The organism is Methanoculleus methanifontis, assembly GCF_030464365.1.
Classification (GTDB): domain Archaea; phylum Halobacteriota; class Methanomicrobia; order Methanomicrobiales; family Methanoculleaceae; genus Methanoculleus; species Methanoculleus methanifontis.
In genome coordinates this window covers 96204-120887 of sequence record NZ_VCYI01000002.1, presented here as the reverse complement: position 1 = coordinate 120887, position 24684 = coordinate 96204, and the positions used below count along the sequence as shown (strand labels likewise).

At 62.7% G+C, this 24684-nt stretch carries 29 protein-coding genes; 11 read left to right on the top strand and 18 right to left on the bottom strand.

Going from position 1 to position 24684, the window contains the following annotated elements:
• Nucleotides 1-344 precede the first annotated feature (344 nt).
• Both FGW20_RS02055 and FGW20_RS02050 read left to right on the top strand, forming a co-directional pair.
• Nucleotides 345-779: a hypothetical protein gene (locus FGW20_RS02055; protein ID WP_301676449.1), complete on the top strand. Its 435-nt coding sequence runs from the start codon at nucleotides 345-347 to the stop codon at nucleotides 777-779.
• A 40-nt stretch (nucleotides 780-819) separates the two neighbouring features.
• On the top strand, nucleotides 820-1554 hold the full coding sequence (locus FGW20_RS02050) for a winged helix-turn-helix transcriptional regulator (RefSeq protein WP_301676448.1): 735 nt from the start codon (nucleotides 820-822) through the stop codon (nucleotides 1552-1554).
• Between the two features lie 41 nt (nucleotides 1555-1595).
• On the opposite strand, the gene FGW20_RS02045 is transcribed toward FGW20_RS02050, so the two are convergent.
• On the bottom strand, nucleotides 1596-2279 hold the full coding sequence (locus FGW20_RS02045; RefSeq protein ID WP_301676447.1) for a hypothetical protein: 684 nt from the start codon (nucleotides 2277-2279) through the stop codon (nucleotides 1596-1598).
• A gap of 371 nt (nucleotides 2280-2650) precedes the next feature.
• Between FGW20_RS02045 and FGW20_RS02040 the strand changes: the two genes are divergently transcribed.
• Nucleotides 2651-3619, top strand: a complete 969-nt coding sequence (locus tag FGW20_RS02040; RefSeq protein ID WP_301676446.1) for an ABC transporter permease — start codon at nucleotides 2651-2653, stop codon at nucleotides 3617-3619.
• Between the two features lie 178 nt (nucleotides 3620-3797).
• Complete coding sequence (locus FGW20_RS02035) at nucleotides 3798-4346, top strand: YIP1 family protein (RefSeq protein WP_301676445.1); 549 nt, start codon at nucleotides 3798-3800, stop codon at nucleotides 4344-4346.
• 65 nt (nucleotides 4347-4411) lie between these two features.
• Here the strand turns inward: FGW20_RS02035 and FGW20_RS02030 are convergent, their stop codons facing one another.
• The 5 genes from FGW20_RS02030 to FGW20_RS02010 form a co-directional block, all read right to left on the bottom strand.
• A complete protein-coding gene (locus FGW20_RS02030) occupies nucleotides 4412-5320 on the bottom strand; it encodes an energy-coupling factor ABC transporter ATP-binding protein (RefSeq protein ID WP_301676444.1) in 909 nt (302 codons plus the stop codon).
• On the bottom strand, nucleotides 5317-6081 hold the full coding sequence (cbiQ, locus tag FGW20_RS02025) for a cobalt ECF transporter T component CbiQ (RefSeq protein ID WP_301676443.1): 765 nt from the start codon (nucleotides 6079-6081) through the stop codon (nucleotides 5317-5319). Before cbiQ ends, FGW20_RS02030 begins: the two co-directional genes overlap by 4 nt.
• 26 nt (nucleotides 6082-6107) lie before the next feature.
• Nucleotides 6108-6581: a hypothetical protein gene (locus tag FGW20_RS02020; RefSeq protein ID WP_301676442.1), complete on the bottom strand. Its 474-nt coding sequence runs from the start codon at nucleotides 6579-6581 to the stop codon at nucleotides 6108-6110.
• A complete protein-coding gene (gene cbiM, locus FGW20_RS02015; protein ID WP_301676441.1) occupies nucleotides 6578-7207 on the bottom strand; it encodes a cobalt transporter CbiM in 630 nt (209 codons plus the stop codon). The genes FGW20_RS02020 and cbiM overlap by 4 nt, the downstream gene beginning before the upstream one ends.
• A 93-nt stretch (nucleotides 7208-7300) precedes the next feature.
• Nucleotides 7301-7954, bottom strand: coding sequence for a PGF-CTERM sorting domain-containing protein (locus FGW20_RS02010; RefSeq protein WP_301676440.1), 654 nt, complete (start codon nucleotides 7952-7954; stop codon nucleotides 7301-7303).
• Nucleotides 7955-8326: 372 nt separating this feature from the next.
• Here FGW20_RS02010 and FGW20_RS02005 point away from each other — a divergent pair, with 372 nt between their 5' ends.
• Together FGW20_RS02005 and FGW20_RS02000 are read left to right on the top strand one after the other, a co-directional pair.
• Nucleotides 8327-8887 carry a hypothetical protein gene (locus FGW20_RS02005; protein ID WP_301676439.1) on the top strand — a complete coding sequence of 187 codons (561 nt, stop codon included), beginning with the start codon at nucleotides 8327-8329 and terminating at the stop codon, nucleotides 8885-8887.
• A gap of 2 nt (nucleotides 8888-8889) precedes the next feature.
• On the top strand, nucleotides 8890-9483 hold the full coding sequence (locus FGW20_RS02000) for a hypothetical protein (RefSeq protein WP_301676438.1): 594 nt from the start codon (nucleotides 8890-8892) through the stop codon (nucleotides 9481-9483).
• A 28-nt stretch (nucleotides 9484-9511) separates the two neighbouring features.
• On the opposite strand, the gene FGW20_RS01995 is transcribed toward FGW20_RS02000, so the two are convergent.
• Together FGW20_RS01995 and FGW20_RS01990 are read right to left on the bottom strand one after the other, a co-directional pair.
• Nucleotides 9512-10612, bottom strand: a complete 1101-nt coding sequence (locus FGW20_RS01995) for an ATP-NAD kinase family protein (protein WP_301676437.1) — start codon at nucleotides 10610-10612, stop codon at nucleotides 9512-9514.
• Between the two features lie 10 nt (nucleotides 10613-10622).
• On the bottom strand, nucleotides 10623-11981 hold the full coding sequence (locus tag FGW20_RS01990; protein WP_301676436.1) for a TrpB-like pyridoxal phosphate-dependent enzyme: 1359 nt from the start codon (nucleotides 11979-11981) through the stop codon (nucleotides 10623-10625).
• A gap of 140 nt (nucleotides 11982-12121) precedes the next feature.
• On the opposite strand from FGW20_RS01990, the gene FGW20_RS01985 reads away from it, so the two are divergent.
• Nucleotides 12122-12697: a metal-dependent hydrolase gene (locus tag FGW20_RS01985; protein ID WP_301676435.1), complete on the top strand. Its 576-nt coding sequence runs from the start codon at nucleotides 12122-12124 to the stop codon at nucleotides 12695-12697.
• Nucleotides 12698-12702: 5 nt separating this feature from the next.
• Here the strand turns inward: FGW20_RS01985 and FGW20_RS01980 are convergent, their stop codons facing one another.
• Nucleotides 12703-13545, bottom strand: a complete 843-nt coding sequence (locus FGW20_RS01980) for a class I SAM-dependent methyltransferase (RefSeq protein WP_301676434.1) — start codon at nucleotides 13543-13545, stop codon at nucleotides 12703-12705.
• Between the two features lie 114 nt (nucleotides 13546-13659).
• Here FGW20_RS01980 and FGW20_RS01975 point away from each other — a divergent pair, with 114 nt between their 5' ends.
• From FGW20_RS01975 to FGW20_RS01965, 3 genes are read left to right on the top strand one after another with little or no spacing between them, the layout of a single operon-like run.
• Nucleotides 13660-14133, top strand: coding sequence for a GerW family sporulation protein (locus FGW20_RS01975; protein WP_301676433.1), 474 nt, complete (start codon nucleotides 13660-13662; stop codon nucleotides 14131-14133).
• Between the two features lie 15 nt (nucleotides 14134-14148).
• Nucleotides 14149-14826 carry a DUF2953 domain-containing protein gene (locus FGW20_RS01970; protein WP_301676432.1) on the top strand — a complete coding sequence of 226 codons (678 nt, stop codon included), beginning with the start codon at nucleotides 14149-14151 and terminating at the stop codon, nucleotides 14824-14826.
• Nucleotides 14819-15073, top strand: coding sequence for a hypothetical protein (locus FGW20_RS01965; RefSeq protein WP_301676431.1), 255 nt, complete (start codon nucleotides 14819-14821; stop codon nucleotides 15071-15073). Before FGW20_RS01970 ends, FGW20_RS01965 begins: the two co-directional genes overlap by 8 nt.
• Before the next feature lie 6 nt (nucleotides 15074-15079).
• On the opposite strand, the gene FGW20_RS01960 is transcribed toward FGW20_RS01965, so the two are convergent.
• The 5 genes from FGW20_RS01960 to radC form a co-directional block, all read right to left on the bottom strand.
• The gene (locus FGW20_RS01960) at nucleotides 15080-16225 is read right to left on the bottom strand and encodes an ABC transporter permease (protein ID WP_301676430.1); all 1146 of its coding nucleotides are present in this window, start codon (nucleotides 16223-16225) and stop codon (nucleotides 15080-15082) included.
• On the bottom strand, nucleotides 16222-16893 hold the full coding sequence (locus tag FGW20_RS01955; protein ID WP_301676545.1) for an ABC transporter ATP-binding protein: 672 nt from the start codon (nucleotides 16891-16893) through the stop codon (nucleotides 16222-16224). Before FGW20_RS01955 ends, FGW20_RS01960 begins: the two co-directional genes overlap by 4 nt.
• A gap of 5 nt (nucleotides 16894-16898) precedes the next feature.
• Nucleotides 16899-18038, bottom strand: a complete 1140-nt coding sequence (locus FGW20_RS01950; protein WP_301676429.1) for a COG1361 S-layer family protein — start codon at nucleotides 18036-18038, stop codon at nucleotides 16899-16901.
• Between the two features lies 1 nt (nucleotide 18039).
• Nucleotides 18040-18696, bottom strand: coding sequence for a Yip1 family protein (locus tag FGW20_RS01945; protein WP_301676428.1), 657 nt, complete (start codon nucleotides 18694-18696; stop codon nucleotides 18040-18042).
• A gap of 199 nt (nucleotides 18697-18895) precedes the next feature.
• Nucleotides 18896-19567, bottom strand: coding sequence for a RadC family protein (gene radC / locus FGW20_RS01940; RefSeq protein ID WP_301676427.1), 672 nt, complete (start codon nucleotides 19565-19567; stop codon nucleotides 18896-18898).
• A 198-nt stretch (nucleotides 19568-19765) separates the two neighbouring features.
• On the opposite strand from radC, the gene FGW20_RS01935 reads away from it, so the two are divergent.
• Complete coding sequence (locus FGW20_RS01935; protein ID WP_301676426.1) at nucleotides 19766-21460, top strand: tetratricopeptide repeat protein; 1695 nt, start codon at nucleotides 19766-19768, stop codon at nucleotides 21458-21460.
• Here FGW20_RS01935 and FGW20_RS01930 read toward each other — a convergent pair.
• The 4 genes from FGW20_RS01930 to FGW20_RS01915 are packed head-to-tail and all read right to left on the bottom strand — an operon-like array spanning nucleotide 21457 to nucleotide 24637.
• Nucleotides 21457-22587, bottom strand: a complete 1131-nt coding sequence (locus FGW20_RS01930) for a pyridoxal phosphate-dependent aminotransferase (protein ID WP_301676425.1) — start codon at nucleotides 22585-22587, stop codon at nucleotides 21457-21459. The genes FGW20_RS01935 and FGW20_RS01930 overlap by 4 nt on opposite strands.
• Nucleotides 22584-22991: a 6,7-dimethyl-8-ribityllumazine synthase gene (ribH, locus tag FGW20_RS01925; protein WP_301676424.1), complete on the bottom strand. Its 408-nt coding sequence runs from the start codon at nucleotides 22989-22991 to the stop codon at nucleotides 22584-22586. Before ribH ends, FGW20_RS01930 begins: the two co-directional genes overlap by 4 nt.
• A 57-nt stretch (nucleotides 22992-23048) precedes the next feature.
• Nucleotides 23049-23510: a riboflavin synthase gene (gene ribC, locus FGW20_RS01920; protein WP_301676423.1), complete on the bottom strand. Its 462-nt coding sequence runs from the start codon at nucleotides 23508-23510 to the stop codon at nucleotides 23049-23051.
• Complete coding sequence (locus FGW20_RS01915) at nucleotides 23507-24637, bottom strand: pyridoxal-phosphate-dependent aminotransferase family protein (protein WP_301676422.1); 1131 nt, start codon at nucleotides 24635-24637, stop codon at nucleotides 23507-23509. Before FGW20_RS01915 ends, ribC begins: the two co-directional genes overlap by 4 nt.
• Nucleotides 24638-24684 lie beyond the last annotated feature (47 nt).

The following is a 24684-nucleotide window of genomic DNA, read 5'->3' as shown; positions in this document are numbered from 1 at the left end:
CAACGTTCTTCTATAAACGATTTCTGTCGATCCTCTCTACACGTTGAGGCAGTTCGATCCATTTTACTTCCGAAAACATCCCGCAGTCGACCGGAAACTCACACTGCGTCGACCGATAATAAACCCACGCGGCAAAGGAAAATCGATACCGGATATCGTGTCTCTGTCACAAGCACCCATTTTGCAGGAGGGCCCAACACCAGCGCCCACCCTGCACGACAGGCCCTCTCTGCCATTGCTTGACACTGATTCCCGGACGGCCAGCCTGCCCCAACCAGAGAACGTGTAGAGAGGATCGACAGAAAACTTAAGTGAAGGTATTTGAGAAGTTCTCCTGTGATATAATGACATACAACCGCATCTTCGCACTGGTGCTGGCACTGGTCCTGATTGTGCCGCCGGTTTTTGCCGGAGGCAACGAATGTGGTGTGAACATCGCTCCGGGAGAGAATGCCTTGGAAAACGACACCGGTATTTGTGCCTTTTATTCTATACAGCAGGGGGAGACGAACGGCCACAGCGCATACGTGCCTCCCGGAAGCTCAACGCTGTTTGTGAACCTGAACTGGTTCATCCCCCAGCAATCGCTGACGCTGGAGATCATCTCGCCGGATGGAAGCACCTACGCCTACTATCACGACATCGATCTCGATGGTTACAAGAATGCACAGATCCGCACGTGGATCTCTTCGCCAGAGGCTGGAATGTGGCAGTTTCAGGTCTATGGGGAAGTCGTGCAAGATACGCAGGCTTATACTTTCGAGGCCACGGCAGAATAAATCACATCTTTTTTATATCCCCAGCCACTTGATCTTCCCAATGCCGAACCGAACCCCTGCCGCAAGGAGCACCCTGCTCTTCATCACTCTCATGCTGCTCATCCCCACGGGGAGCGCTGCCAGCACCATAATGAGCGAGGGGGAGTTTCCGGAGTTGGTACCAGGCGATCCTGCCGCAATATACATCTGGAATGTGCCCCTGAAGTTGGTCCTGCTTGACTTCGTCTTCATGATCGCCCCCCTGCTCTTCCTCCCGGTCCAGTTCCTCATATCAGTAGCCGTATGGCTCGTTCTCGGTCAGAGGAGGATCTCCAGAAAGAATGTTCTCGAACACGACACCCGCCGTGCGGCATACCTCTGCATTCGGGAGAACCCCGGGATCAACCACTCGACCCTCTCCTGCACACTGGGGGTTAACGTCGGGACGCTCCGGTACCACCTTGCAACCCTCTGCGAGACCGGACAGATAGTATCCGAGCACGATCACGGATTTTTGCGGTACTATGCGAACGGCAGACCGGCCAGTGAGGGAGAGGGGTACCCCATCAACGGGACACGGAAGCAGATCCTCGATCTCCTCGCACGGAACCCAGGGATAGCGCGAAAAGAGGTCGCATCCGCACTCGGGATCTCCGGCGCATCAGTGACCTGGCATACGGGGCTGCTCATCCGGGACGGTGCCATACGGAGCGAGAGGGACGGGAGGATGGTGCGCTATTTCCCAAGGCGGGATATCGTATTCCGGGCGGATAGGAGCGCAGACGCAACCGGTTAGGTCGCCCGGGGGCGGTTTGGGCTGCGGTTCTCGACGCTCACCTACCCGTAGACTACGGACTCGGCTGCCGCGAGATCCTGCCGGGTGAACGCAATAAGAACCTCTTCTGGAGACGGCGGGGATCCCGGGCTCCGGTGGGAAGCGATCGTGATGGTGTACCAGCGCACGTCCGGACCGAACGTTACTTCTTTCACCGGGCAGAATATTCCGCCCGAGACCTGGTAGAGCCTTCCCCGGGTCTCGTTGTATTGATCCCCGTACGCGTTCGGGCCCAAAAGAATGGTCATACCCCGGTCTCGAAAGGGAATATCCTCCAGAGCGATAGCGTCGATCTCCCGTAAGAGTTCGAGGGGATGCACCCCCTGCACGGAAAAATTGAACTTCTGCGATTTGGCCGATACTGTTCCGCCCGGCCCCACATACGCCTCGTAGCCGTGCTGTTCGCCGTCCTTATCACCGTAGAAGTAGAGCCACATCACCCGAGCCGCGCCATCCCCGGCGAGATCGACCTCCAACTTCCGCAGCACAGCCGACTCGTTCTCAACGCCGGTGCTCTCGACGGCGATCTCCCAGAGGTCCAGGATGGCCGGATGGTATGCCGGGGACTCAAGATGGGTGATATTCTCGATACGGGTGACGTCCGGGGCCTCCGGCAAGATGAAGAAGTGCATGCAGGCGTAGACAGTTATTACTCCGACGATAACGGCAAGGATCGGTCGTCTCATGGTAGTTCCGGGCCGATGGAACCGGCGTGGTTAAAGTCAGTATGGGACCGGCCGGGCTTGAAGTTTCCGAAAAGTGACCGGTACAGAGTATCGTCGGTTTACCACGGCCACTGGTCGGATTCACTCCTCTCACGCCCCGACGTGTAGAGGAATGTGAGAGAAAAGGTATATGGAGTAACGATCCAGTCTCAAGACGGCAACACCCGTGAAAGTGCATCTGAGTAACCCTTGCCTGTTCCGGGCGGCGGAAAAACCTCGGTTTTCACTTAAGGGGCGATACCGCGTATTGTCGCGGGCCTGCGGCACTCTTGCGACCACGGACGGAGAACGAGCATGAAGATAGATGTATGTACACTGACCGGTGAGAGCAGGTGACGGCGGAACGGGTCTTCACCGTGGCCCAAAAAGAGTTCACCGACCAGATCACGGGCTGGCGGTTTCTGGTGATCCTCGCCCTGTTCCTCGCCATCGCTCTGGTGGGAACCTACAGCGGGGTCGTGAGCTACGAGAGAGAACTGGATAGATACTCCCAGCAACTGGCCGCGATGGATAACCAGAATGACGGATCGGCCGGGATGATGCCCGCAAAACCCCCGGTCGAGGGCGTTTACTCCTCGATGTTCCTCACGCTGGTCTCCTACGGGGGCCTCCTTGCCATCGCCGTCGGGTCCGGCCTGGTCTCCGGGGAGAAGGAGTCCCGGTCGCTCAAAAGCCTGCTCTCCCACCCGGTCTACCGCGACGAGATCATCAACGGCAAGGCGCTCGGGGGCGTTGCGCTGCTGGCCCTCGTCGTCGGGAGCGTGCTCGCCATATCCACCGCGCTCCTCCTCGTCTTCTCGATCGTGCCCGCCCCCGGCGATCTGTGGATGATCCTGACCTATGCCGGCGTCACCCTCCTCTTCCTCATCACGTTCTTCTCCATCGCGCTCGCCTTCTCCACCCTCTGCCGGGAGAGCGGCAGCGCCCTGCTCCTCTCCGTGGTCGTCTTCATCCTCCTCGTCTTCCTGGCCCCCTACGCCACCACACATATCGGGATGGCCTTCATGATGGAGGAGCCCGATCCGGCGGCATACGGCGGGGATATCTCTTCGAAAGAATTCCAGGCAGCGATCACGGCGTATTACGGTCAGTTTGACCTGATCCAGAGCATCGGAAACCTCGCATCACCGCAGATGGCGACCAACGCCCTCATCCAGGGGATCGCCAACGCCCCGACATCAGGGGCGACCCTTGAGGATACGCTCGGCGAGATATGGTCGAGCGTTGCGGCCCTGACCATCTATCCCGTCGCCTTCTTCGCCGTCGCGTATACAAGGTTCATGCGGATGGATATCCGGTGACCACTCGTGAGAGAGGGGACCGTGCGCCCCGGCCCCTTCGTAATATCGAGAGAAAATAGATCGAAACCCCGACGTGTAGACGGTTCGGACAGAAATCGTTTATAGAAGAACGTTGACCTCTCCCGCATCGATACCGGAACCGGACGGATGACTGCAGTCATTCCGGGAGGAGAAGTGCATGTCGACAGGAACAATCATCACCGGTCTACGGCACCGTTTCCGGCAACTCAACGAAAAACCGCTGCGCGACGATCTCATATTTTACTTCGCGATCATCGCAGTCGCGTCGGTCCTATTCATGGCGTTACCCCTCCTTACGGGAGAGGCAGCGGAGACTGACGGGATGCACCGGGCCTGGTTCATCGTAGCCGGCACCCTGATCGTCCTCGTGCAGGGCCTGATAACCGGGGCCGTCGCCCTCCTCGCCGTCAGCCTCGTCGAGCACTTCTTCCTGCTCTTCGTCGACGTCCACCGGGAGTTCGAGAAGACGATGAAATCGGCGGTCTATGCTCTCGCGCCGCTCATCCTCTTCTCCCGGGCGGTCCTCCTGGGGGTTTCGTTCGCCGGCCTGCTCCTCCTCGCCTGGTTCTGCCTCTCGACCTACTTCGGCGTATGGATATTCCACGAGAAGTCGAAGGACCGGGCCGTCTTCGTCGCTCTGGCAACCGATGCGATCCTCGCGTTCTACCTCCATCGGTGGACCGTCGGCCCCTGGCTGGCCCTCTAACGGTTCCGCACCGGCCGGAACGGGGATACGGTCGTTTACCCGGAGAAAAGGGCAGTTCAAGCCGCTCAGTACTCGAACCGCTCGAACACCTCGCGGAGTTCTTCCGCGGTCCGGCCGTCCCGCCTCAGGCTGATCGCGCCCCCGTTCTCCTCGAGCGACGCATCAAGAGCACCGGGAGCGTCCGCGACCGAGAGAGGAAGAGCATTGCAGCAGGCATAGCCGTAACAGCCCATGATACGGAAGAGTTTATAGGCGTCCGGCGCTTCGAGGTTGTTCTCCTTCAGCAATTTGCTGTCCGAGAAGATGCTGTGGACATCCCCGTCCGCGACGATCGTGGTGTTGAGCACGACGACCCGGTCCGCCAGGTGGGAGACGGCGTTGACGTCGTGCATGGCGACGATGGTGGTGATCCCCTTCTCCCGGTTCAGCCTGTTGATGAGATCGATGAGATGGGCCCGGTTCTTCGGATCGAGGTTTGCGGTCGGTTCGTCGAGGACGAGGATCCTGGGCTCCATGGAGAGAACCGCCGCCAGCGCGGCGCGCTTCTTCTCGCCGTAACTCATGTGGTGGGGAACGCGATCCTCAAATCCGGAGAGTCCGACGGTCGCAAGGGCCTCCCTGACGCGCCGGTCGACCTCGTCCCGCGAAAGCCCCATGTTGATCGGGCCGAACGCCACATCGTCGTAGAGGGTGGGCATGAAGAGCTGGTCGTCGGGGTCCTGGAAGACGACGCCGACCTTCTGTATGCGTTCCTCGATCGGCATGGATCGGACGCTCTCGCCGAAGACGAACACGTTGTCGGGGCTCTTGATGGAGCCGTTCAGGTGGAGGAAGAGCGTCGTCTTCCCGGCCCCGTTCTGCCCGACGATCGCGAGCCGCTCGCCCCCATGCACCGTAAGAGAGACATCCTCGAGCGATACGGTGCCGTCCGGGTACCGGTGGCTGAGGTCTCGAATCGTCACGGCTTCGTTCATAGCGCCACCAGCGGATAGACCTGCAGTCCCCCGGCGATGCCGATGAGGAGGAGACAGGCGAAATAGTCGGCTGCGGTGATCGAGAAGGGGGCGACGGTGATCGGCTTTCCGCGATACCCCCTCGCCTCCATGCCGCAATAGACCCTCTCAGCCCTCTCGTAACTCTTCACCAGCAGCATACCGACAAGGTTCCCGATGATGGAGAGCCCGTACCTGTTCGGCCGCAACGTGTAGCCCTTCGCCCGCATCGCGCTCCAGATGCTGAGAAATTCATCCATCATGACATATATGTAGCGATAGGTAAAGAACAGCATCTGGATGATGACCCCCGGAACCCGCAACAGCGAGAGCGCCCGAAGCGTCGCCTCAATGCGCTGCGTTCCAAGGAGGGTGAGGACGAGCACGATCGCCGCGACGGCCCTGATCGTTATGAGAACCGCATACGACAGGCCCTCCTCCGTAAAAGCAACCGGGCCAGCCGACCAGATAGGGGTTCCGGGGACGGTAAGCGGCATCAGAAGAAGGATCGGGAGGACGAAGACCAGGATTGGCGTCGAGCGCTGCAGGACGAACCGCACCGGCAGGCGCGAGAGGATCAGGATCAGCAGGGCTACCGCAAGCGCCAGGAGCGCGGCGGGAATATTTCCGACGAAGACCGCAGAAAAGATGAGGACGGTGAACGACAGGATCTTGATCCGCGGCTCAAGCCTGTGGATCGGAGAGTCCAGCCATGCGTACTTATCGATGTCCGGGTAGCGCATGAGTCACCGTACTCATCCGGAGCGGGTCACTCCGGGCCCCTGTTCTGCATCTTTGCCGAGTAGATCATCGCGATGCCGGCAAGCCCGAGCAGGTAGCCGAACCCGGCGATGATCCGCGCTACAAGCGGGAGTTCCGCACTCTCCGACCCCGTCGAGGTCCCGGATTCAAGGTCGAGGTCGATCTCTGCCCGGTGCCCCGTCTGCTCGACGAGGATACGGTACTCCGTCACCCTCCATTCGGGTTCGAACGAATAGAAGCCCAGTTCGTCGGTTACGTCCTCGATGTAGACCTCTTCTTCACCGTCCCGGACGGCATAGATGGTAATATCGGCATCGGCCATGGGGGCTCCCCCCTCGTACCATGCCCGGATCATGACCTCGTCCTCTACATCGCCCGTCATGAACGCACCGGCAAAGGCCCTGTGCGCCGATACGGGGGCGATGCATGCGGTAGAGAGGAGGAGGACGACCAGGCCGAGCAGCAGTATGTTTCTCTTCATTTTTTCTCTCCTTTGAGTGGAATGGGAAGTAATTCGGGTTTTACCCGTACGAGGTACCCGACCACCGCCCCCGTCACAATTGCTTCGGCAACGGCGATCGGGAGATGGGCACCGGCGAGAAGCCCGGCTACCGCAAAGAACTGGTCTCCCGAGACAACGAGAACCAGCACCAGCAGGACCACCGTGAGAAGGACGCCGAGCCCTCCGCAGACCCCGCCGATCGCGGGGAGCGGGATTCCTCGCTTTGAGCCGGCCAGGAAAGCCAGGTAACAGATGAGGGCGGGTATGCCCACGTTCACGGTGTTGATCCCGATGACCGTGATGCCGCCGTGCTGGAAGAGCAGCGCCTGCAGCGTAAGCCCGATAAAGAGGGCGAGATAACTGAGCGGCCCGAGCACGACGCCGACGAGCCCGTTTAAGATGAGGTGGGCGCTTGAGGGCGGGATGTCGATGTGGATGAGCGAAGCGACGAAGAATGCTCCCGCCATCACCGAGAGTTTCGGGATCTCTCTGGCGATATCGCCCTTTTTGGCCGCCCACCGGAGTGTTCCGGCCAGCAGGATGATGGTGATCACCCACCCGGCGACGATCACCGGCATGGGCAGAACACCGTCTGATATGTGCATGGATGCTACTCTCCTGATACTGGTTTGAATTTCAGAGAACGGCTATCGCTGAGAATAAAGGGACCGAAGGGGAGAATTCCCCCCTGCATGCCCTTACCTCCTGTGTGCGGCATATGCAACCGCAGCAAGCCCGCCAAGGGCTGCAACCGCGCCAAATCCGGGGCTCTCTGCGGATGAAGACGGTGCCGGTGCGGCGGTCCCTGCGTCAAGGGCTGCAACGAGCACGTCCGTGGTCCTGAGCAGGTTCTTTGCGTCACGCTCCGCCTGGTGTGCGGCGTCATGGACTCCTTCAGCGTTCCCTTTGTGAGACGCGGGTACAATCTCCTCCAGTTCGTGGACATTCTCGTGTTGAGATTCCAGGAGCGCCGTGTAATTTCCAACATTCACTCCGATATCGGCGACGACCCCGTCAATCGCAGCCCGGTTGGCCACCGGGTCGGCGACCAGGGTCTGGAGCTCGAGGGCATCGTCCTGGATGTGCTCCGCAATATGCTCAAGTTCGTGCGAAGCCATATGAATCGGCTTCGATACCTGTTTTACCTCATCGGAGACGTTTGCATCCCTGTTGATGACCCTGGTCTCTTCGAGAATGGTCGTCGCATCATCGTACAGAGCGTCTGCAAGCTCGATGATCCCGGCGACCTCGGTCTCGATTGTGTTCTGGCTTGCCGATGCCGGCATGCAGATGAGTGCAAACAGAAACAGTGCCGCGGCACATGCTTTGAGAACTTTTCCATCGTGGTTCATGCAAATACACCTTGGTAAATTGTAATTAGTCCAGATAAGGTACATTTGTTTAAACTTAAAATAATTTGTTATTTGCCGGCAGGGCTTCTTCGATCAAAAAACACGATTAACCTGCACCTTATCCTCAATGAACCGGCGAAACCGTTTTTCCCGGCGATAATACCTGCATGTTCTGAGGGAGGGGTATCACCCCGCATGACGGGATCCGCGGGACTGTATGTCCCGGCCGTTTGCAACCCGCTCCATGAGCAGAACGGGTTGACTCACCCCGACGTGTAGAGGATCGTGACAGAAATCGTTTATAGAAGAATGTTGACTTTTCCCATGGATTTCCAGGACCCGGAAGCCGAACCGCGTCCCGGACGGTGCAGTATGTCAGGTAAGATCGTCGCCTCGCTCCCCCGGAGCCGGTTCTCGCCGGCCATCCCCCCGCTCGTTGCGGTCGTCGCATGCGTGATCTGGGCGGGTACTGCGAGAACCGCCTCCGGGATCATCGGACCGGCGCCACCGTTCGTCCTCCCCGTCTTCGTTCTCGTGATGGTCACCCTTGCGGTCGCGGGAGCCGCGACGCCGCTTCCGCTTATCTCGGGCGCCGTCCCGATCAGGAGAGAGCGGCAGGCGATGCTCGTCGCCGTTGCAGCCTCGGTTCCGTTCGTCGCCGCCCTCCTGATAAACCCGGGCCAGTGGGAACGAGGCGACGCCCTCCCGCTCCTCGTGGACAGCGTGCCGGTATTCGGGTGGCTCTTCGACGGGATCATGAACGTCCTCCCCCTCACCGCGGGCACCCTCGCGTATAGCCTGCTCTTCTCCGCCTTCGGGGTCTTCGGGTTCTACCTCGAGTGTGTGCTGGTCGCAACCATACTCTACGCCGTTCTCCGCCTGATCGCCGTCCCGGGGTTGGAGGGAGAGGGGCGCGCCGAGGAGGAGGGGTGAGAATGGCGCCGGAGAGATCCTCGATCGCGCTCGCCCTCACCGCGGCGTATTTCATCGCCGTTCCCGTGACCGGGGTGTATGCCCGGTTCGTCTACGACGGTCAGTTCGATCACCGGGTCACAGAACTCGCGCCGGTGCTCTTCCTCTTCTGCATCCTCTCCCTCGCGGGAGCGGTGCTTTTTACTGCAGCAGTGCGGGAGGAAGGCGGCAGGTGGTGGGCAGCAGTGCCTCTCGCAGCACTCTTCCTCGCACTCGCCGTCCTCGAACCGTCGCCCTGGCCATCCGGGGCGAGCCAGCTCGCGATCGCGCTCCTCGCCCCGACAATCCTCATCCTCCTGCTCGGAGCGCTCCCGGTCAGGAGGGGAACGTTCGCGTGGTTTTCGGCGATCGAAGCGGGGGTTATCAGCCTGTTCGGCCTGGTCTGGGCATACGGCCTCTTCCTCGCCCCGCCGCTCCCGGAGAATATCATAATCCACTCCCCGTCGCTCTACGAGTTCGCCGGGACGGCTTACGTCTACGCCGGGCTCGGGCTCCTCGGCGTCCTGTTCCTCTCCCTCGCCTGCCGGCAAATGCCCGTCGAGGAGAAAGCGGCGTGAAGATTCACGGACGAACCCCACGACCGCATCATTCCGGGTGGACGATCCGCTTTCTCTGCGCAATCCGGTAGCCGGAGACGACCTGCAGAGAGTCGCCGACCTCCCGGTCGAGGGCCACGTCCCCCGAGTCGACGTAGAGGAGGGGAGTTGCGGCGAGCTTCCCCGGCGTGGCGACCACGATCAGGTTTTGTAGCCCGGCCTTCCGGATCACCGCGGGGCTGATCTGCTGGTTCCCCCTCCCGAGGACGAACCCCTGGGCGCCGATGGGACTCACGACGATCTTTGCCCGCGGGTGTTCGTCGAGGAGGGTGAGCAGCGTCCGCTCGTCGGCATTGCGGGCGACGACCTCCCCGTTCCTGACGGCGTCGACACCGAGGAGCGTGGGGAGAAGCCCGAGCCGCTCCATGATCCGGGCGGTCGTGCTCCCGGCGCCGATGATATACAGGGCATCCGGGATCATGATCTCGGCGATGAACGCCGCGATATCGTTCTTCGCCCGCTCCTCGTCCTGCTGCTCGAAGACCTGCTTGCCGCCCTGCGTCCGCTCCGCGATGTAGGGGACGCATGCGTAGCCGTAGAGCCGGGCGGTAAGCCGCCCCGAGCGGTAGGCTTCCTCGTCGACGTCCATCACCTCGGAGTCGCGGCAGGGGACCTCCCCCGCCCGGTGGATGAGGTCGGCCGCCGCCGCCGGGTTGACCGCGAAGACCGCCGAGTACATCTTCACCCCGGCGGGGATGCCGAGGATCGGGACTTCCCGACCGACGGCGTCGAAGACGTCCCGGGCCGTCCTGTCCCCGCCGCAGAAGACGACGAGATCCACCCCGGCCGCAAGGAACGCCCGGCACGCGGCCTTCGTGTCGGCCGCACCCGTCGGGACAGCGGGGCGGTAGAGGACGGTGTAATGGTCGATCCCCGCCGCCGCGAGGACGTCTTCGCCCATCGGCGCCGCACAGGTGCACCACTCGACATCCTGACCCGGGAGGGCGGAGAGGGCCTGCACCGCACGGTCGGCGGCCCGCGGGACGGCGCCCCGCCGGAGGGCTTCGGCCGACTGCCCGTCCGTCCCCGCGAGCGCCACAGCACCGCCCATCCCGGCGATGGGGTTGACCAGGAACCCAACGGTCGTCACGCCGCCAGGCTCACCCCGTCACCGGCAGCCGGGAGAGCGACTCTTTGATCAGCTCCGCCGGGTATTCGTAGTCGACGAGCATTCCTGCAAAGTAGGCCTCGTAGGAGGAAAAGTCGAAGTTGCCATGCCCGGAGTTGTTGAAGAGGATCGTCTTCTCTTCACCGGTCTCCCGGCACTTGATGGCCTCATCGACCGCGGCCTTCACCGCGTGGGCGGCCTCGGGCGCGACGACGATGCCTTCCGTCCGGGCGAAGAGCACGGCGGCCTCGAAGACCTCATTCTGCCGGTAGGCGACCGGCCGGACGACCCCATCCTGGACGAGCCGGGAGACGAGCGGTGACGCCCCGTGGTAACGGAGCCCTCCGGCATGGATCGCCGGCGGGACGAAGTCGTGGCCGAGGGTGAACATCCGCATGAGCGGGGTCAGCCCCGCGACGTCGCCGAAGTCGTAGGCGTAGAGCCCCTTCGTCAGGGTCGGGCAGGCGGCCGGCTCCACCGCGACGATATCGGTCTCGGGATGCTTCCCGGTCATCTTCGCGCCCGCAAACGGGAACGAGAGCCCGGCAAAGTTCGTGCCGCCGCCGACGCACCCGATCACCACGTCGGGGTAGGTGTCCACGGTCGCGAGCTGCTGCTGTGCCTCCTGGCCGATGATCGTCTGGTGGAGGCAGACGTGGTTGAGGACAGAGCCGAGGGCGTAGTTCGTGTTCTCGTGGGCAGCCGCATCCTCGACCGCCTCGGAGATGGCGATCCCGAGAGAGCCCGGCGTATCCGGGTCGCGGTCGAGGATGGCCTGGCCTGACCGGGTCTTCTCGGACGGGCTCGGGATGCACTCGGCGCCGTAGACCTGCATCATGCTTTTGCGGTAGGGCTTCTGGTCGTAGGAGGACCGGACCATGTAGACGGTGCACTCCATATCGAAGAGACCTGTTGCAAACGCGAGCGACGACCCCCACTGTCCCGCCCCGGTCTCGGTCGCGAGCCGCTCGATCCCCTCTTCGCGGTTGTAGTAGGCCTGGGGGATGGCGGTGTTGGGCTTGTGCGAACCCGGCGGGCTCACACCCTCCCACTTGAAGTAGATCTTCGCCGGGGTCTTCAGGGCCGCCTCGAGCTTTTTTGCCCGGTAGAGCGGGCTCGGCCTCCACAGGGTCAGGATATCCCGGACTTCCTCGGGGATATCGGTGTAGCGCTCGGTACTCATCTCCTGCCGGATCAGTTCCATCGGGAAGATGTGGCGGAGATCGTCGGGGACCGCCGGTTTCCCGGTAGCCGGGTGAAGGGGCGGGTCCATGGGCGTCGGGAGGTCTGCCTGGATGTTATACCACCGTTTCGGCATCTCCCCCTCGTCAAGGAGGATCTTCGTCTGCATGCATCACGGTGTACTCTGCACACATATATACATTATCAAACAGTATTGATCACCTTAGATCACCTTAGTGCTCCGCGGGCCCGATTCCTGCCCGATCCGCACGAGAAAAGAGTATATGCACACCCCGCCACGAGATAGCGATGTACCTCCTCGCCCACGCCATGGTGGGTCTCCTCATAGGCGTCGTGCTCGCGGCGATCGTCGGCGACAGGCGGGTTCTCGCGCTCTCCGTGCTGGGCGCCGTGCTTCCCGACCTGATCGACAAGCCGCTCGGGCACATCGTCCTCGCCGGAACCCTGGACTACGGCAGGATCTACTTCCACGGCCTCACCATCCTCTTCCTGGTCGTCATCGCCGGCCTCATCCTCTACCACTACCGCCGGCGGCTCGATCTCCTCGCCGTTGCCGCCGGGATGGCGAGCCACCAGTTCCTCGACGGGATGTGGCGGCACCCGGTCGAGTGGTTCTGGCCGTTCCTCGGCCCTCTCCCGCAGCACGGCTACCCGGAAGACTACTTCTGGGAGTCGGTTCTCCGGGAGCTCGCCCAGCCGAGCGAGTGGCTCTTTTTCCTCCTGATAGCGGGGTTGTTCGCCTACATCTACCGCCGGGAACTCGCGGCCGTCCTCAATCGGTTCGTAAACCTCTCCTTCCGTATGGCGCTCGTCGCCGCGCTCGGCCTCGCCGCGCTGGCCGTGGCCTGGCGGCTCCTGCTGTGAGGTAGTCACCCCCGTTTCCGCCACCAGATCGCGGCATAGGTCGAAGAACCGGTGAGGGAAACCCCGCCGTCCCGCCGGACGTATTCGCGGACATAGTCCCGGAGGATCCTCCGTTGCTCCGGTGTCTCCACACTCATTCGGGGAGCGAAATGCTCGACCGCATCCTCAACGGTCGCGAACGTGATCGTGCCGTCAAGCGGCCGCATCAAGACGTTTGCGTAGACCCGCATACCGTAGAGGACGTTGAAAAGGCAGTCGGCCTTCGGCTTCGGGTGGTACGGTGCCCCGTGCAGATCCTCCCAGAGCGCAAGGTAGAGCCGTTCCCAGAGCGGCTCGTCGGCAAACCAGTAGAGGTGAACTGACCCGGAGGCAACCGCATCCATCGCGGCAAGGGCCGATCGGATCTCCGGCATCGAAAGCGAGAACGAGGCGACTACCCGATCATAGGGCGGCTCCAGGTCGCGGACCGGATCGATCTCCTCCCAGCGGCCCTGTATGGTGGTGATACCGGTAACCTCCTCCCGCTCCGACGCCGCCTGGAGTTCGGCAAGCATCCCTTCTGCCGGATCGACCGCCGTCACCGATGCACCGGCCCGGGCAAGCGGCAGGGCGAGCGTTCCCGGGCCCGACCCGATATCCAGCACCCGGTCACCGGGAGAGATATCGAGATCTTTCACCGCCTCCGCGACCCGGGCATGCCGGTTGGCCTCCGACCGGACGGCATACCGCCGGGCCTGCTCCCGTCCCCTCCAGAGGTCGGCTCCTTCCCGGAACGCCGGAGTCGATTGGTTCAGGGCAAACCTCCTCTTCCAGACCTGGTTCCAGTCCAGGGCAGCAGCATCTTCCATCAACCATTCGGTCTCCCTACGGGCGTAAGTAGGTATCTACCCTCGTAGGGGCACCCTGCGGGCGCCGGTAAACCCCAACCATTATATACGAGGCCGGATAGTGGATTACCTGTGGTGAACAGTTTGACTGGCGAATCGATGCTTCAAATAACTGTCGATCAACTTGCACGAACACTCTGCGCGAGCGCCGTCCTCGGTGCCCCGATCGAGGCCGGCGAGCGGGTTATCATACCAGTCGCCGAGTTCGGGCTCGGGTTCGGCGCCGGAGAAGGCTCCGGAGAGAAGAAGGAAGGCGGCCCTGCCGGCGGATCCGGCTCCGGGAGTGCCGGCGGCGGCGGGATATCGGCCGTCGCCCTGATCATCATCACCAGGGGTGTCCCCGGTCCCGAGGGCATCCAGGTGGTGTCGCTGAAGAAGAAGAGCGAGATCGCCGAGGTCATCTCGACAATCGGTGAGGCTGTCGGCCCTCACGTCGAGCGGGTGCTCGAGAAAGGCTCCGAGATGATGCAGCAGCGCAAGGGCGGCAAAACGACCCCGGAACCCGAAGGTGGAACGGAGATCCCGGTCGGCGGTGAAGGAGAGGCGTAGGGTTCTCTCCATCCCATGGCCGCGACCCTTCTTTTCTTCATCCTGCTCGTCGCCGCCGTCCTCATCCTGGCTCTTCTGCTGGCCCTCTACCTGGTTCCGGTGACCGTCTCGGCGGTCGCCGACTGCAGCCGGGAGAGAGCCCGGGCGACGGCAACCGTAGCCTGGGGCATCGCGGGAGCGAGGGTCCGGGTCGCCGACGAGGTGCAGGTGCTCGAGATCCTCATCGCCGGACGCCGGATCATAGCCCGGGATCTCGGGGAGATGATGGCGGAAAAACCGGAGGAGAAAGAGGAGAGAGTCGAGGAGAAGCGGCCGGCCCGGCCGGTGCGGGAGTATCTCGACGCCGCCGGCGACCTCTGGCCGCATATCCGGAGGATCCTCAAGACCGTTTATCGGTCGCTCTACCTTGAATCGCTCCGGGGAGATATCACCCTCGGCCTCGAGAGCCCTGCCGACACCGGCGTTGTTTACGGCTACTGCACCGCCCTCCGCTACGCACTCTGGCCGGCGGAGGCGATCGACTTCGCGATGACCCCGGTCTTCGACCGCGAGGTCTTCGAAGGCGCGTTTTCGCTCCGGATGCAGATCCGCCGCCCGCTCCTGATCCTCATCGCGGTCACAAAGGCCCTTCTGAAAAAACCGGTGAGAGAACGGCTCCGCCAGGTATCGGGAAGAGGTGTTCCGGGTGCCTGAAGTGACCGATCTCGTCGTCGGCGGCGGCCGCATGGTAGGCGGCCGGTGCGTCATCCCCATCATCAGGACGTTCACGCTCTGCATGGGGGGAGTCGCCACGGTCAGCCTGACCCCGGTTGCACTCCTCTTCACCGAAGGGGAGCGAGAATACCTTGCCCTCCTCCCGGGTGCGCCTGAAACGATCAACGATCTCCTCGAGACGCTCCGTGACCCTATCGAGCAGGAAAAAAAGAGATGTACGGGTTGAAGACCGTCACTCGTGGCGCAGGGCCTGGATCGGGTTTAAGTGCGCCGCCTTCCAGGCCGGGTAGAGACCGGATGCCACGCTTGTGATGACGCCGAAAGCCATCCCGAAGACGATGTAGAGGAGGCTCGCCGGGTCGAAGAGGTAGTCCGCGTTCCCGGCGAAGACCACGGTCACCAGATACCCGGCGCAGAAGCTGAGCACGCCCCCGATGAGGGCGCCCGCAAGGCCGAGGAAGAGAGCCTCATAGATGAACATCCGCATCACCTCGCCCCGGCGGGTGCCGATGCTCCGGAGGACACCTATCTCCTTGATCCGTTCGGTGACCGACATCAGCATCACGTTCAGGATCGAGACCCCGGCGACGAGGAGTGATATCGCGCCGATTCCTGCGAGAAATACCGTGATCGACTCGGTCGCCGCAAAGACGCTCTCGAGGATTCCCCGGGTATCCATGACGTTGACGGTATCCTCCCGGCGGTTCATCCTCTGCTCGATCGACTCCTTGACCGCATCGATATCATTGACGTCCCTGACCTTCACGATCACCTGATCGTAATCGTCCTCGTCGTAGTGGTTCGAGTACCAGGAGTAAGGTACGACGATGGCGTAGTCCGGGTTGATGTCGAACCCCATCCCCCGCTCCTTGAGTACGCCCACAACCCGCAGGGTCTCGTCCCCGATCCTGACCCGGGCACCGAGTTTCAGACCGTTCTCCCTGCTGTTCGCGGCAAGCTGGCTCCCGATCAGGCACCCGCCGCCCGTATCCCTCGGGAAACCCCCCGACTCCATATCGAGCAGAGAAGGGATATCCTCGGCAGGGATCGCGTAGATCATCGCGGTGCTCTCCCTATCGCCCACGGCTACCCTGTCGCCGGTGCTCGAGAACGGTATAACGTCGTTGGAACCGACCGCCCGGCTGATATCAGAGACCTGCCGCTCGGTGAGTTTGCCGCCGCCCACACCCATCGCCGGGGAGACGATGAGGGTGTCACCGACGTCGCTGACCATATCGTTGAACATGAGACCGATGCTGTTGCCCATGATGCCGAGGGAGGCGATCGCGATGACGCCGATGACGATCCCGATGACCGCAAGGGATGACCGGAGCCAGTGACGGACGACGTTCCGGCGGGCGAGGTCGAAGAACGTCATTCCACTACCCTCCCGTCGACGAGGCGGATCGTGCGGTCGGCGTATTCGGTCATACGTGGGTCATGGGTCACCATGACGACGGTCTTGCCCTCCTCGCGGTTCATCCGCTCGAGGAGGGTCATGATCGCGGTGCCGGTCTTTGAGTCCAGGTTTCCGGTCGGTTCGTCACAGAGGAGGAAATCAGGGTCGTTGACGAGCGCTCTCGCGATCGCCACGCGCTGCTGCTGGCCACCGGAGAGCTCGCCCGGCTTATGGGTGAAGTGGGTCTTCTCGATCCCGACCGCCCGGAGGACTTCTTCCGCCCGTTCCCGGGTGCCGTTCTGCCGGCCCTTCAGGATCAGGGGATACTCGACATTCTCGACGATCGAGAGGAGCGGGATCAGGTTGAACTGCTGGAAGACGAACCCGATGTGGTCACGCCGCAGCAGGGTCAGGTCATCATCGTCCATCCCGCCGATCCTCTTTTCGGCGATCATGACCTCGCCCGAGGTCGGGACGTCGAGTGACCCCATGATATTGAGGAGCGTCGACTTCCCCGACCCCGAGGGGCCCATGACCAAGACGAACTCCCCCTCCTCGATGGCGATATCGACGCCGGCGAGCGCCACGACGTCGCCCGCCGGGAGGGGGTAGACCTTTGTCACGTTCTCGAAAGAGATGACCGGCATCGTCGTTACGTCCGCTTCCACGAGTAGTAGATTGCTCCGGCGACCCCGAGCGCGACCAGCACCACGACAATGATTCCGGTGACCGGGAACCCGCCGTCTTCCCGCTCCTCGAGCGGGGCGGCCGTGCTGCCGAGCCCGACCATTGTCGTCGCCTCGTACCGGTTCCCGTCGCCGTCCCGGTACTCGACGACGACCGGGATCTCTTCCACGGTTCCGTCAGCCGTAAACGTCACCTCGAACGACGAGATGTCATCAGAATCAAGCGTCCCGACGACGTAGACCCGGAAGGGGTCGGTGGGCGTCGCGGGCGCGCCGGGAGTGATCAGCACCGACCGGGCGGACTCGAGGCCGGCATTCATGACATCGCCCACGATCCGGTAGCCGCCGGCGATCGGCGTGACCTCGACGTTGGTGATGACAGGGTCGGCCTGCCGCTTGTCCTCGCCGAACGCGACCGGCAGCATGAGATCCGTAGTATGGGTGTTGATCCCGTTGCGCCAGACCACCTGGAACGTGACGTCCGTCTCCGCGGCCGGGGTCAGGTTGAACGTGACCGTCCCGGACGCATCAGGGACAAGGGTGCCGATGAACCCCCCGGTCGGGGTTACGGCAAACCCGCTCCCCTGCGGGACGACCTGGACGCCGGACGCGGCGTTCGGCCGCGGGTTACCCACCCGGACGGTGATGTCGGCCGTCCGCGATTCGGCGAAAGCGTCCGGCTTACTGATCACCGACGTGCTGAGGGGGGTGTTCTCGACCTGAACCGGAACCGGATAGCGCAGGCTGCCGGCAGCGTCACGGAAGTCGAGCACGAACGTCGGGTAGAACGTCCCCTCACGGTTGCCCGCCCGGACGGTGAAGGTGAACGTCTTGCTGTTCCCGGCGCCGAGCTCCCCGACCGAGGGGTAGGGGTCGCTCAGCGGCACGACCCCGCTGCCGTAGAGCCGGGCGCTCCGGATCGCCACGGTATCGGCACCGGTGTTCTGGATCACCACCGTCAGTGTCCCGGTGTCCCCCTTCATCAGGACCGGGGGATCGAGCGACGAGGAGACCACGGTGACGTCCGCAGGAGCAGCACTGGCCGGTGCGGTGAACGCTATCGCGGCACAGAGGAGTGATATAATCAAAACGTTGAGTGGTTTCATGTTACAGCCATCCGGCAAGTGTGATGAGCAGATAGAGGATATAGAGCCCCACGGGTATCCCGACGGTGAGAACCGCATCCCGTGTGGAGAGGTTCCGTGCGTACTTCATACCGAATATCCAGATATTCGCGCTCCAGATCAGGAAGAGGATGGTCACGAGCCCGGCGATCTGCGCAAGGGGATCGGTCGCGAGAATGGTCACCAGATTCTCGGAAAACTCCACCATCTGCTCGGGGCTTGTCACGGGCGGGACGTTCAGGCCCGAGAGAAGCTGATAGGTGAAGTATGTCCCGATGATACCTCCGAAGATCTGGGGGATGAGACCGTAGCCGGTGAACTCCATCGTCCGCTTGAGATCGCCCTGACCCTTGAATATCATCGAGACGAAGTACAAGACGAAGCCGTAGATGGCCCAGGCCAGGAGCCCGCCGACGAAGGCAACGCCGGCGGAGAAGACCGTCATCAGCACCCCGAGACCCTGCATCTCCGCAGGAAGCATGGCCATGGTAAAATCTGCCATAGGTATCGCCGAGACCGCACCGATCAGCCCGATGACGAGCGCGATCAGCGCCGGTACCTTCAGGCTCGGTTCGCCCTGCATGCGCGCTTCAAAGAAATGTCCGGGGTCGAGCAGCACCCGGAGAAACCCAGTATCCATGGTAAGTACGCCTCGTATACTCTTGGCCGACGAGAAGGGATAAACTTTTTCAGGACCGTGATGCCGAATGCCGGAGCAGCCACCGGATTTCCGGAATCCTCCGGCGATATTCGGCTAAAATCGGGGAAATGGGACGATTAATCCCCCGGACATCGCGCGCAGCATGGCATCCTGCACGTGCCACCGACGCGCCCGGGAGTTACAGGTGCCCGAGCTCCTTTAAACTCGCGTAGCCGTTCTTCGTGACGATGATATGGTCGAGCACCCGTATGCCGAGGATCGACCCGGCCTCGACGAGCTGCCGGGTGATGCCGAGATCCTGTGTGGAGGGGTCCAGGGTACCCGAAGGATGGTTGTGGACCAGGATGACCGAAGCCGCACGGTCGGTGATCGCCTCGGAGAAGACCTCCCGGGGGTGGACGAGACTCTGGTTCAGGATCCCGATGGTGACCACCCGGCGCTCGATCACCTCCCCGGCACCGCTGAGTGTGATGCAGACGAAGTATTCTTGTTTCTTGTCCCGCCACTCCGCAACCAGCGGGAGCACGTCCTCAGGGCGGGTGATCCGGCTCCCGGAGACCCCGTCATCCCCGAAGTATCTCCGGCCGAGCTCGAAGCAGGCCATGATCTCGCAGGCTTTCGCCGACCCGATCCCGTCTATTTCAAGGAGATCATCATAGGAAGGGGAACGTTCGGCACGCTTCAGACACCGTTCGACATCACCCGCGACCTGCCAGACGTCCCGTCCTGCCGTACCGCGCCCGAGGAGAAGGGTGATCAGTTCGGTGTCGGTGAGCGCCTGCGGTCCGCGTGCTGCCAGCCTCTCGCGTGGACGATCGCGGTTCGGGGTGTCGCGCATCCTCTTTCTCATGCCTGTCCGGCCCGAACGGGTTACCTCGATTCCTCGTTTAGATCCTAAGGCATGTATACGTTGCCAATCGCTCCGGTGCACCGGGCGGACCCGAACCCGGAGAGAGAAGTTGCGAAACGAAATATTTTTTCTCTGCCGGAGAAAACCTTGCGAACGCTATCGGAACCCATTTAAACAGGTGGCACTATTTATCACGAAATGGAACTCCCCTGGAAGAACGCCGACGCCTTGTGCAGGAAGGGACGGGCATACGCCGAGCAGGGGCAGTACGACCGGGCCGTCGAGTGCTACGATCGGGCGATTCAGCAGAGCCCCGGCACGGGGGCCGCCTGGTACCATAAAGGGCTCGCCCTCACCGCCGCCCGGAACCACCGGGATGCAATCGAATGCTTCGACCAGGCCATCAGGCTCGACCCGACCTGCGCCCGGTTCTGGGAGGCCCGGGGGCAGGCGATGTACGACCTCGGGGAGTATCGGGAGGCGGCCGGCTCCTGCGGCCAGGCGGTGAAACTCGCGCCGGACGCTATGAACGCCTGGCTCATCCGGGGCCACGCCCTCCGAAAGATCGGGCTTACCCGGGAGGCGATCGCATGCTACGACCGGGTGGTCACGCTTGATCCGGGCCGGGTCGATGCCTGGCTCGCCCGTGGCACGGCGCTTGCCAGCGAACGCCGGTACGATGCGGCGATCGAGTGTTACGACCGGGTGGTCGCGCTCGAACCGCAGAACGCAAACGCCTGGTACGCCAGAGGAACCATCGAGACCCTCCTCTCCCGCTACGAAGACGCGCTCACATCATACGACCAGGCCGTCACCATCGACCCAAACCACGCCGACACCTGGTATACCAAAGGGTGCACGCTTTCGGCGCTCCAGCGCTACGATGAAGCAATCGGATGCTTCGCCCGCTCGCTCGCCCTCCGTCCCGACGACGCCGAGGCCTGGTACAACCGGGGCCGGGCACTGCAGAACCTGGAACACTACGAAGAGGCGCTCGACTGCTACGAGCGGGCGTTCCGGGTCAATCCCGACTATCCCGATATCTGGTATCAGAAGGCTCTGGTGCTGAAGAAACTGAAGCGCTACGACCTCTCGCTCGCCTGCTTCGACCGCGCGCTCCGGGTGAACGCCGTCGACGCGGAGATCTGGTACCAGAAAGGTTTGCTCTACTTTATCCTGAGGCGATACGAGGATGCAATAGAGTGTCTGGGCCAGGCGCTCAAACTCCAGCCCGGCCACACTGACGCAGAGTACTACCGGGGCGAGAGTTACTACGCCCTCGGGGACTGCGAGGCCGCGATTGACTCCTACCAGGCCGTGGTCAGGACGAACCCCGAGAACGTCATCGCCTGGAACAACTACGGCAACACACTCTATCACCTCGAGCGGTACGAGGAGGCGCTCATCTGCTACGAACGGGCGCTCGAGGTCGATCCTGACAACCGGCGTGTCTGGAACAACAAAGCGAGCGTTCTCTCTGTTCTGTCGCACTACGACAAAGCGCTCGTCTGCTACGACCAGGAACTCCGGGCGCATCCCAGGAACGCGGACGCCTGGTATAATAAAGGGCTCGCGCTCTTCGTCCTCGCGCGGTACAGCGAGGCCGTCACCTGTTATACACACGCGCTCGAGATCGATCCCACGAGAGTTGAGGTCTGGACCGCAAAAGGGAACGCCTTCGTGCTCCTGGACCGCTGCGAGGAGGCAATCGCCTGCTACGACCGGGTGCTCGCCACGAGTCCCGACGATATCGAAGCACTCAACGGAAAGGCGGTAGCCCTCATCAATCTCGACCGCCCCGCCGAGGCGATCAAATACTACGAGAGGCTGCAGCGGCTGCCGGAATGGAAGCGGAAGGGAGAACGGATTTCGGAAAAGAAAAAGGTGTATTAGACCCGCGCTATCCGTTCGACTGCTTCCTTGAGGTTCTCCATCGAGGTCGCGTAAGAGACGCGGAGCCAACCGGGGGTGCCAAACGCGGTTCCCGGGGTGACCGCCACATGGACGTCCCGGAGCCACGACCGGGCAACCGCCATATCGTCGCCTTCGACCTGCACGTATGCGTAGAAGGCGCCGTCGGCCGGGGCAGTGGCATAACCGAGGTCGCGGAGAGCCGGAATGAGGTAGTCGCGACGGCGCTCGAACTCGCAGCGCATCGCCTCAACGCAGTCCTGGGGGCCCTCGATCGCCGCGACGGCGCCGAACATCGCAAACGTCGCCGGGTGCGATATGGTGTGCTGCTGCACCTTCTCCATCTGCCGGAGGATCGGGCGGGGAGCAACCGCGTAGCCGATCCGCCACCCGGTCATCGCGTAGGCCTTCGAGAACCCGTTGATCGTGATCGTCCGCTCGGCCATCTCCGGAAGGGAGGCAAGGGAGACGTGCTCCTTCCCGTAGACCAGCTTCTCGTAGATCTCGTCGGAGAGCGCGTAGAGGTCGTGGTCACGGCAGATGTCAGCGATGAGCGCAAGCGAGTCTCCATCGAGCACCGCGCCGGAGGGGTTCGAAGGGGAGTTGACCACGATCATCTTCGTCCGGGGGCCGACGGCCTCGAGAAGGGTGTCGTCGACCTGGAAGGTCTCGGGAGAGAGGGGGTGGTGCCGGGCGACGGCGCCTGCAAGCTCCACGCAGGGCTCGTAGGAGACCCACGCCGGATCGAGGATGAGCACCTCGTCGCCCGGGTTCAGGACGGCCTCCATCGCCTCGTAAATGGCGTCTTTCGCCCCGCAGGTGACGATCACCTCGTCCTGCTCTGCGGCAAACCCGTTCTCACGGGAGATCTTCTCCGCGATCGCGGACGTCAACGCCGGTATCCCGGCACTCGGGGCGTAATGTGTCTCGCCACGGCGGAGGGCGCCGATGCAGGCATCCTTGATATGCTGCGGGGTATCGAAGTCCGGCTCCCCGATGGAGAGGCTGATGACGTCGACGCCTTCCTGCGCCATCCGCTTTGCGGCGTTTGAGATCTCGATCGTCGCGGAGGGGGCGATGGCTGCAACCTTCTCCGAGAGGGGCCTCATCCCAATCGCTGAACCATCTTTACGGCCGATTCGACGGCGCGCTTCGCGTAATCGATCCGCTCAGTCGCTTCCATCCGGGTCATCCCCGGCCCAGAGATGCCGAGGGCTGCGGGTTTCCCGAACTCCAGGGAGAGGTCGATGATCTTACGCGCCGCGTGCTGGACGACGATCTCGTCGTGCTGGGTGGCGCCCTCGATGACGCAGCCGATGGTGACGACCGCGTCGATCTCGTCGCGTTCGAGCAGCTTCTTGATCGCGAGCGGCATATCGTAGGCGCCGGGGACATAGATCGTATCGGCGACCTCCGCGTCGAGGAAGCCGGCGTGTTCCCGGGCCTCGATCTCCATCATGTAGGTGATGTCGCGGTTGAACTCCGCGACGACGAATCCAAGTTTTATCGTCATGTTAATCCTTCCTGTGGTACTACTCGCACCGGTTGTTGATAATCCTCACTTTTTGCGTCAGGGGCGGGCGGGCCCGACGTCCTCGAACCCCTGTCGCTGACCGGTCCCGGCGAGTTTCTCAAGCTCCTTCGGGCGGAGCGCGAGCCGGACAGCGTTCACCGCGTGCTCCCTCGTCCGCTGCTCCATCAGCCAGGCAAGCTCTTTGGCGTTCCTTGCCTCGTCCTCGTGGACGAAGACCTCGATGACGTGCTTGTTCGTCATCAACTGACCGAGGATGAGGCCCTGGGAGGCCTCATGGGCGCAGACCTTGTCCTTCTCCGCCCCGCCGGGCATCCCGAGCGCCATCACGAGGTCGCATCCCCGCTCCTCGATCAGCTTCTTGCACGCTACCGGGAGATCCTTGATCCCGGGGACGACGTAGCGTTCCAGTCCGACGCTCGCGTGCTTGCGGATCTCATCGATAGCGATCCCGCCCATGTCAATCCGGGCAAACGTCGTGTCGGCGATCCCGATCTTCATCCGAGCAACACCTCAGCAGCAGCCTCCACCCCGTCGCCGGCCTCAAACCCGGACTTTTTCAGGGCGAACTGGACGGCCGCGAGGGTGGCAAGGATCTCCTGCGCCCCGACGCTGCCCATGGTGCCGATCCTGAAGATCTTGCCCTTGAGGTGGTCCTGGCCGCCGGCGATCTCAATCCCGAACTTCTTGACGGTTCCCCGGAGATCCTTGTCGGTGAGCACGCCCGGGATCCGCATCGCGGTCACGGTGTTCGAGTAGGCGTGGTGTTCGTCGAGGGTCGGGAAGAGGTCGACGCCCCAGCCCTTCGCCGCGGTGCGGACGGCTTCGGTCATCTGGCGGTGGCGGGCGATCCGGGCATCGACACCTTCCTCCTCGATGATCTTGCAGGCCTCACAGAGCGCGAGGAAGAGCGGAACCGCCGGGGTGTAGGGAGTCTCCATCGGGGTCTTCGTTCCGCTCTTACGGTAGGCGGCCAGATCAAGGTAGAAGGGGCGCTTCTCCGAGATCCGGTCCCAGGCACGCTCACCGATGGCGATGGCGGCGAGGCCCGCGGGAGCCGCGAGGCACTTCTGCGAGCCGACGACGGCGATATCGACGCCCCATTCGTCCATCCGGACGTCGTCACCGCCGATGGAGGTGACCCCGTCCATGATGAAGAGCGCGTCGTGCTTCCGGGCGAGTTTGCCGACCTCGGGAGCGGGGTTCTTGATACCCGCGCTCGTCTCGTTGTGGACCATGGTGACGACCTCGGCCCCGGCCTCGAGTTCGCGCTCGAGGGCCGCGAGATCGAGCGGGGTTCCCCACTCGGACTCGAGGGCGGTGACGGTGCCGTAGCATGCGCCGATCTTGGCAAAGCGGTCGCCGAACTTGCCGTTCACAAGCGAGACGATTCGTTTGTCCCGCGCAAAGTTCGCGACGCCGGCTTCCATGCCGGCGCTTCCCGAGCCGCTGATGATATAGAGCTCGTTTGCGGTGCCAAAGAGTGTCTTTAACGTCCGGACACAGTCCGCGTATGCGGCGCCGAACTCGGGGCCGCGGTGGTTGATGGCCTGCCGCGTCATGGCGGCGCGTACCCGCTGCGGAATGGGTACCGGGCCCGGGATCATCAGGAGTGGTTCGTGTTCCATAAGATATCAGTCCGTATCGTCTCGTCGAGGACAGACGCTGTTCCTGC

Bases quoted from the DNA above. Each gene is read 5' to 3' on its own strand.
- FGW20_RS02045 (WP_301676447.1), bottom strand. From the start codon at position 2,279: ATGAGACGACCGATCCTTGCCGTTATCGTCGGAGTAATAACTGTCTAC.
- FGW20_RS02050 (WP_301676448.1), top strand. From the start codon at position 820: ATGCCGAACCGAACCCCTGCCGCAAGGAGCACCCTGCTCTTCATCACT.
- FGW20_RS01980 (WP_301676434.1), bottom strand. From the start codon at position 13,545: ATGGAAGATGCTGCTGCCCTGGACTGGAACCAGGTCTGGAAGAGGAGG.
- FGW20_RS01955 (WP_301676545.1), bottom strand. From the start codon at position 16,893: ATGCCGGTCATCTCTTTCGAGAACGTGACAAAGGTCTACCCCCTCCCG.
- FGW20_RS02010 (WP_301676440.1), bottom strand. From the start codon at position 7,954: ATGAACCACGATGGAAAAGTTCTCAAAGCATGTGCCGCGGCACTGTTT.
- FGW20_RS01945 (WP_301676428.1), bottom strand. From the start codon at position 18,696: ATGGATACTGGGTTTCTCCGGGTGCTGCTCGACCCCGGACATTTCTTT.
- cbiM (WP_301676441.1), bottom strand. From the start codon at position 7,207: ATGCACATATCAGACGGTGTTCTGCCCATGCCGGTGATCGTCGCCGGG.
- FGW20_RS01950 (WP_301676429.1), bottom strand. From the start codon at position 18,038: ATGAAACCACTCAACGTTTTGATTATATCACTCCTCTGTGCCGCGATA.
- FGW20_RS02055 (WP_301676449.1), top strand. From the start codon at position 345: ATGACATACAACCGCATCTTCGCACTGGTGCTGGCACTGGTCCTGATT.
- FGW20_RS01970 (WP_301676432.1), top strand. From the start codon at position 14,149: ATGGCCGCGACCCTTCTTTTCTTCATCCTGCTCGTCGCCGCCGTCCTC.
- FGW20_RS02020 (WP_301676442.1), bottom strand. From the start codon at position 6,581: ATGAAGAGAAACATACTGCTGCTCGGCCTGGTCGTCCTCCTCCTCTCT.
- ribH (WP_301676424.1), bottom strand. From the start codon at position 22,991: ATGACGATAAAACTTGGATTCGTCGTCGCGGAGTTCAACCGCGACATC.
- cbiQ (WP_301676443.1), bottom strand. From the start codon at position 6,081: ATGCGCTACCCGGACATCGATAAGTACGCATGGCTGGACTCTCCGATC.
- FGW20_RS02030 (WP_301676444.1), bottom strand. From the start codon at position 5,320: ATGAACGAAGCCGTGACGATTCGAGACCTCAGCCACCGGTACCCGGAC.
- FGW20_RS01990 (WP_301676436.1), bottom strand. From the start codon at position 11,981: ATGCAGACGAAGATCCTCCTTGACGAGGGGGAGATGCCGAAACGGTGG.
- FGW20_RS01915 (WP_301676422.1), bottom strand. From the start codon at position 24,637: ATGGAACACGAACCACTCCTGATGATCCCGGGCCCGGTACCCATTCCG.
- FGW20_RS02035 (WP_301676445.1), top strand. From the start codon at position 3,798: ATGTCGACAGGAACAATCATCACCGGTCTACGGCACCGTTTCCGGCAA.
- FGW20_RS01935 (WP_301676426.1), top strand. From the start codon at position 19,766: ATGGAACTCCCCTGGAAGAACGCCGACGCCTTGTGCAGGAAGGGACGG.
- ribC (WP_301676423.1), bottom strand. From the start codon at position 23,510: ATGAAGATCGGGATCGCCGACACGACGTTTGCCCGGATTGACATGGGC.
- FGW20_RS02000 (WP_301676438.1), top strand. From the start codon at position 8,890: ATGGCGCCGGAGAGATCCTCGATCGCGCTCGCCCTCACCGCGGCGTAT.
- FGW20_RS02005 (WP_301676439.1), top strand. From the start codon at position 8,327: ATGTCAGGTAAGATCGTCGCCTCGCTCCCCCGGAGCCGGTTCTCGCCG.
- FGW20_RS01985 (WP_301676435.1), top strand. From the start codon at position 12,122: ATGTACCTCCTCGCCCACGCCATGGTGGGTCTCCTCATAGGCGTCGTG.
- radC (WP_301676427.1), bottom strand. From the start codon at position 19,567: ATGAGAAAGAGGATGCGCGACACCCCGAACCGCGATCGTCCACGCGAG.
- FGW20_RS01930 (WP_301676425.1), bottom strand. From the start codon at position 22,587: ATGAGGCCCCTCTCGGAGAAGGTTGCAGCCATCGCCCCCTCCGCGACG.
- FGW20_RS01960 (WP_301676430.1), bottom strand. From the start codon at position 16,225: ATGACGTTCTTCGACCTCGCCCGCCGGAACGTCGTCCGTCACTGGCTC.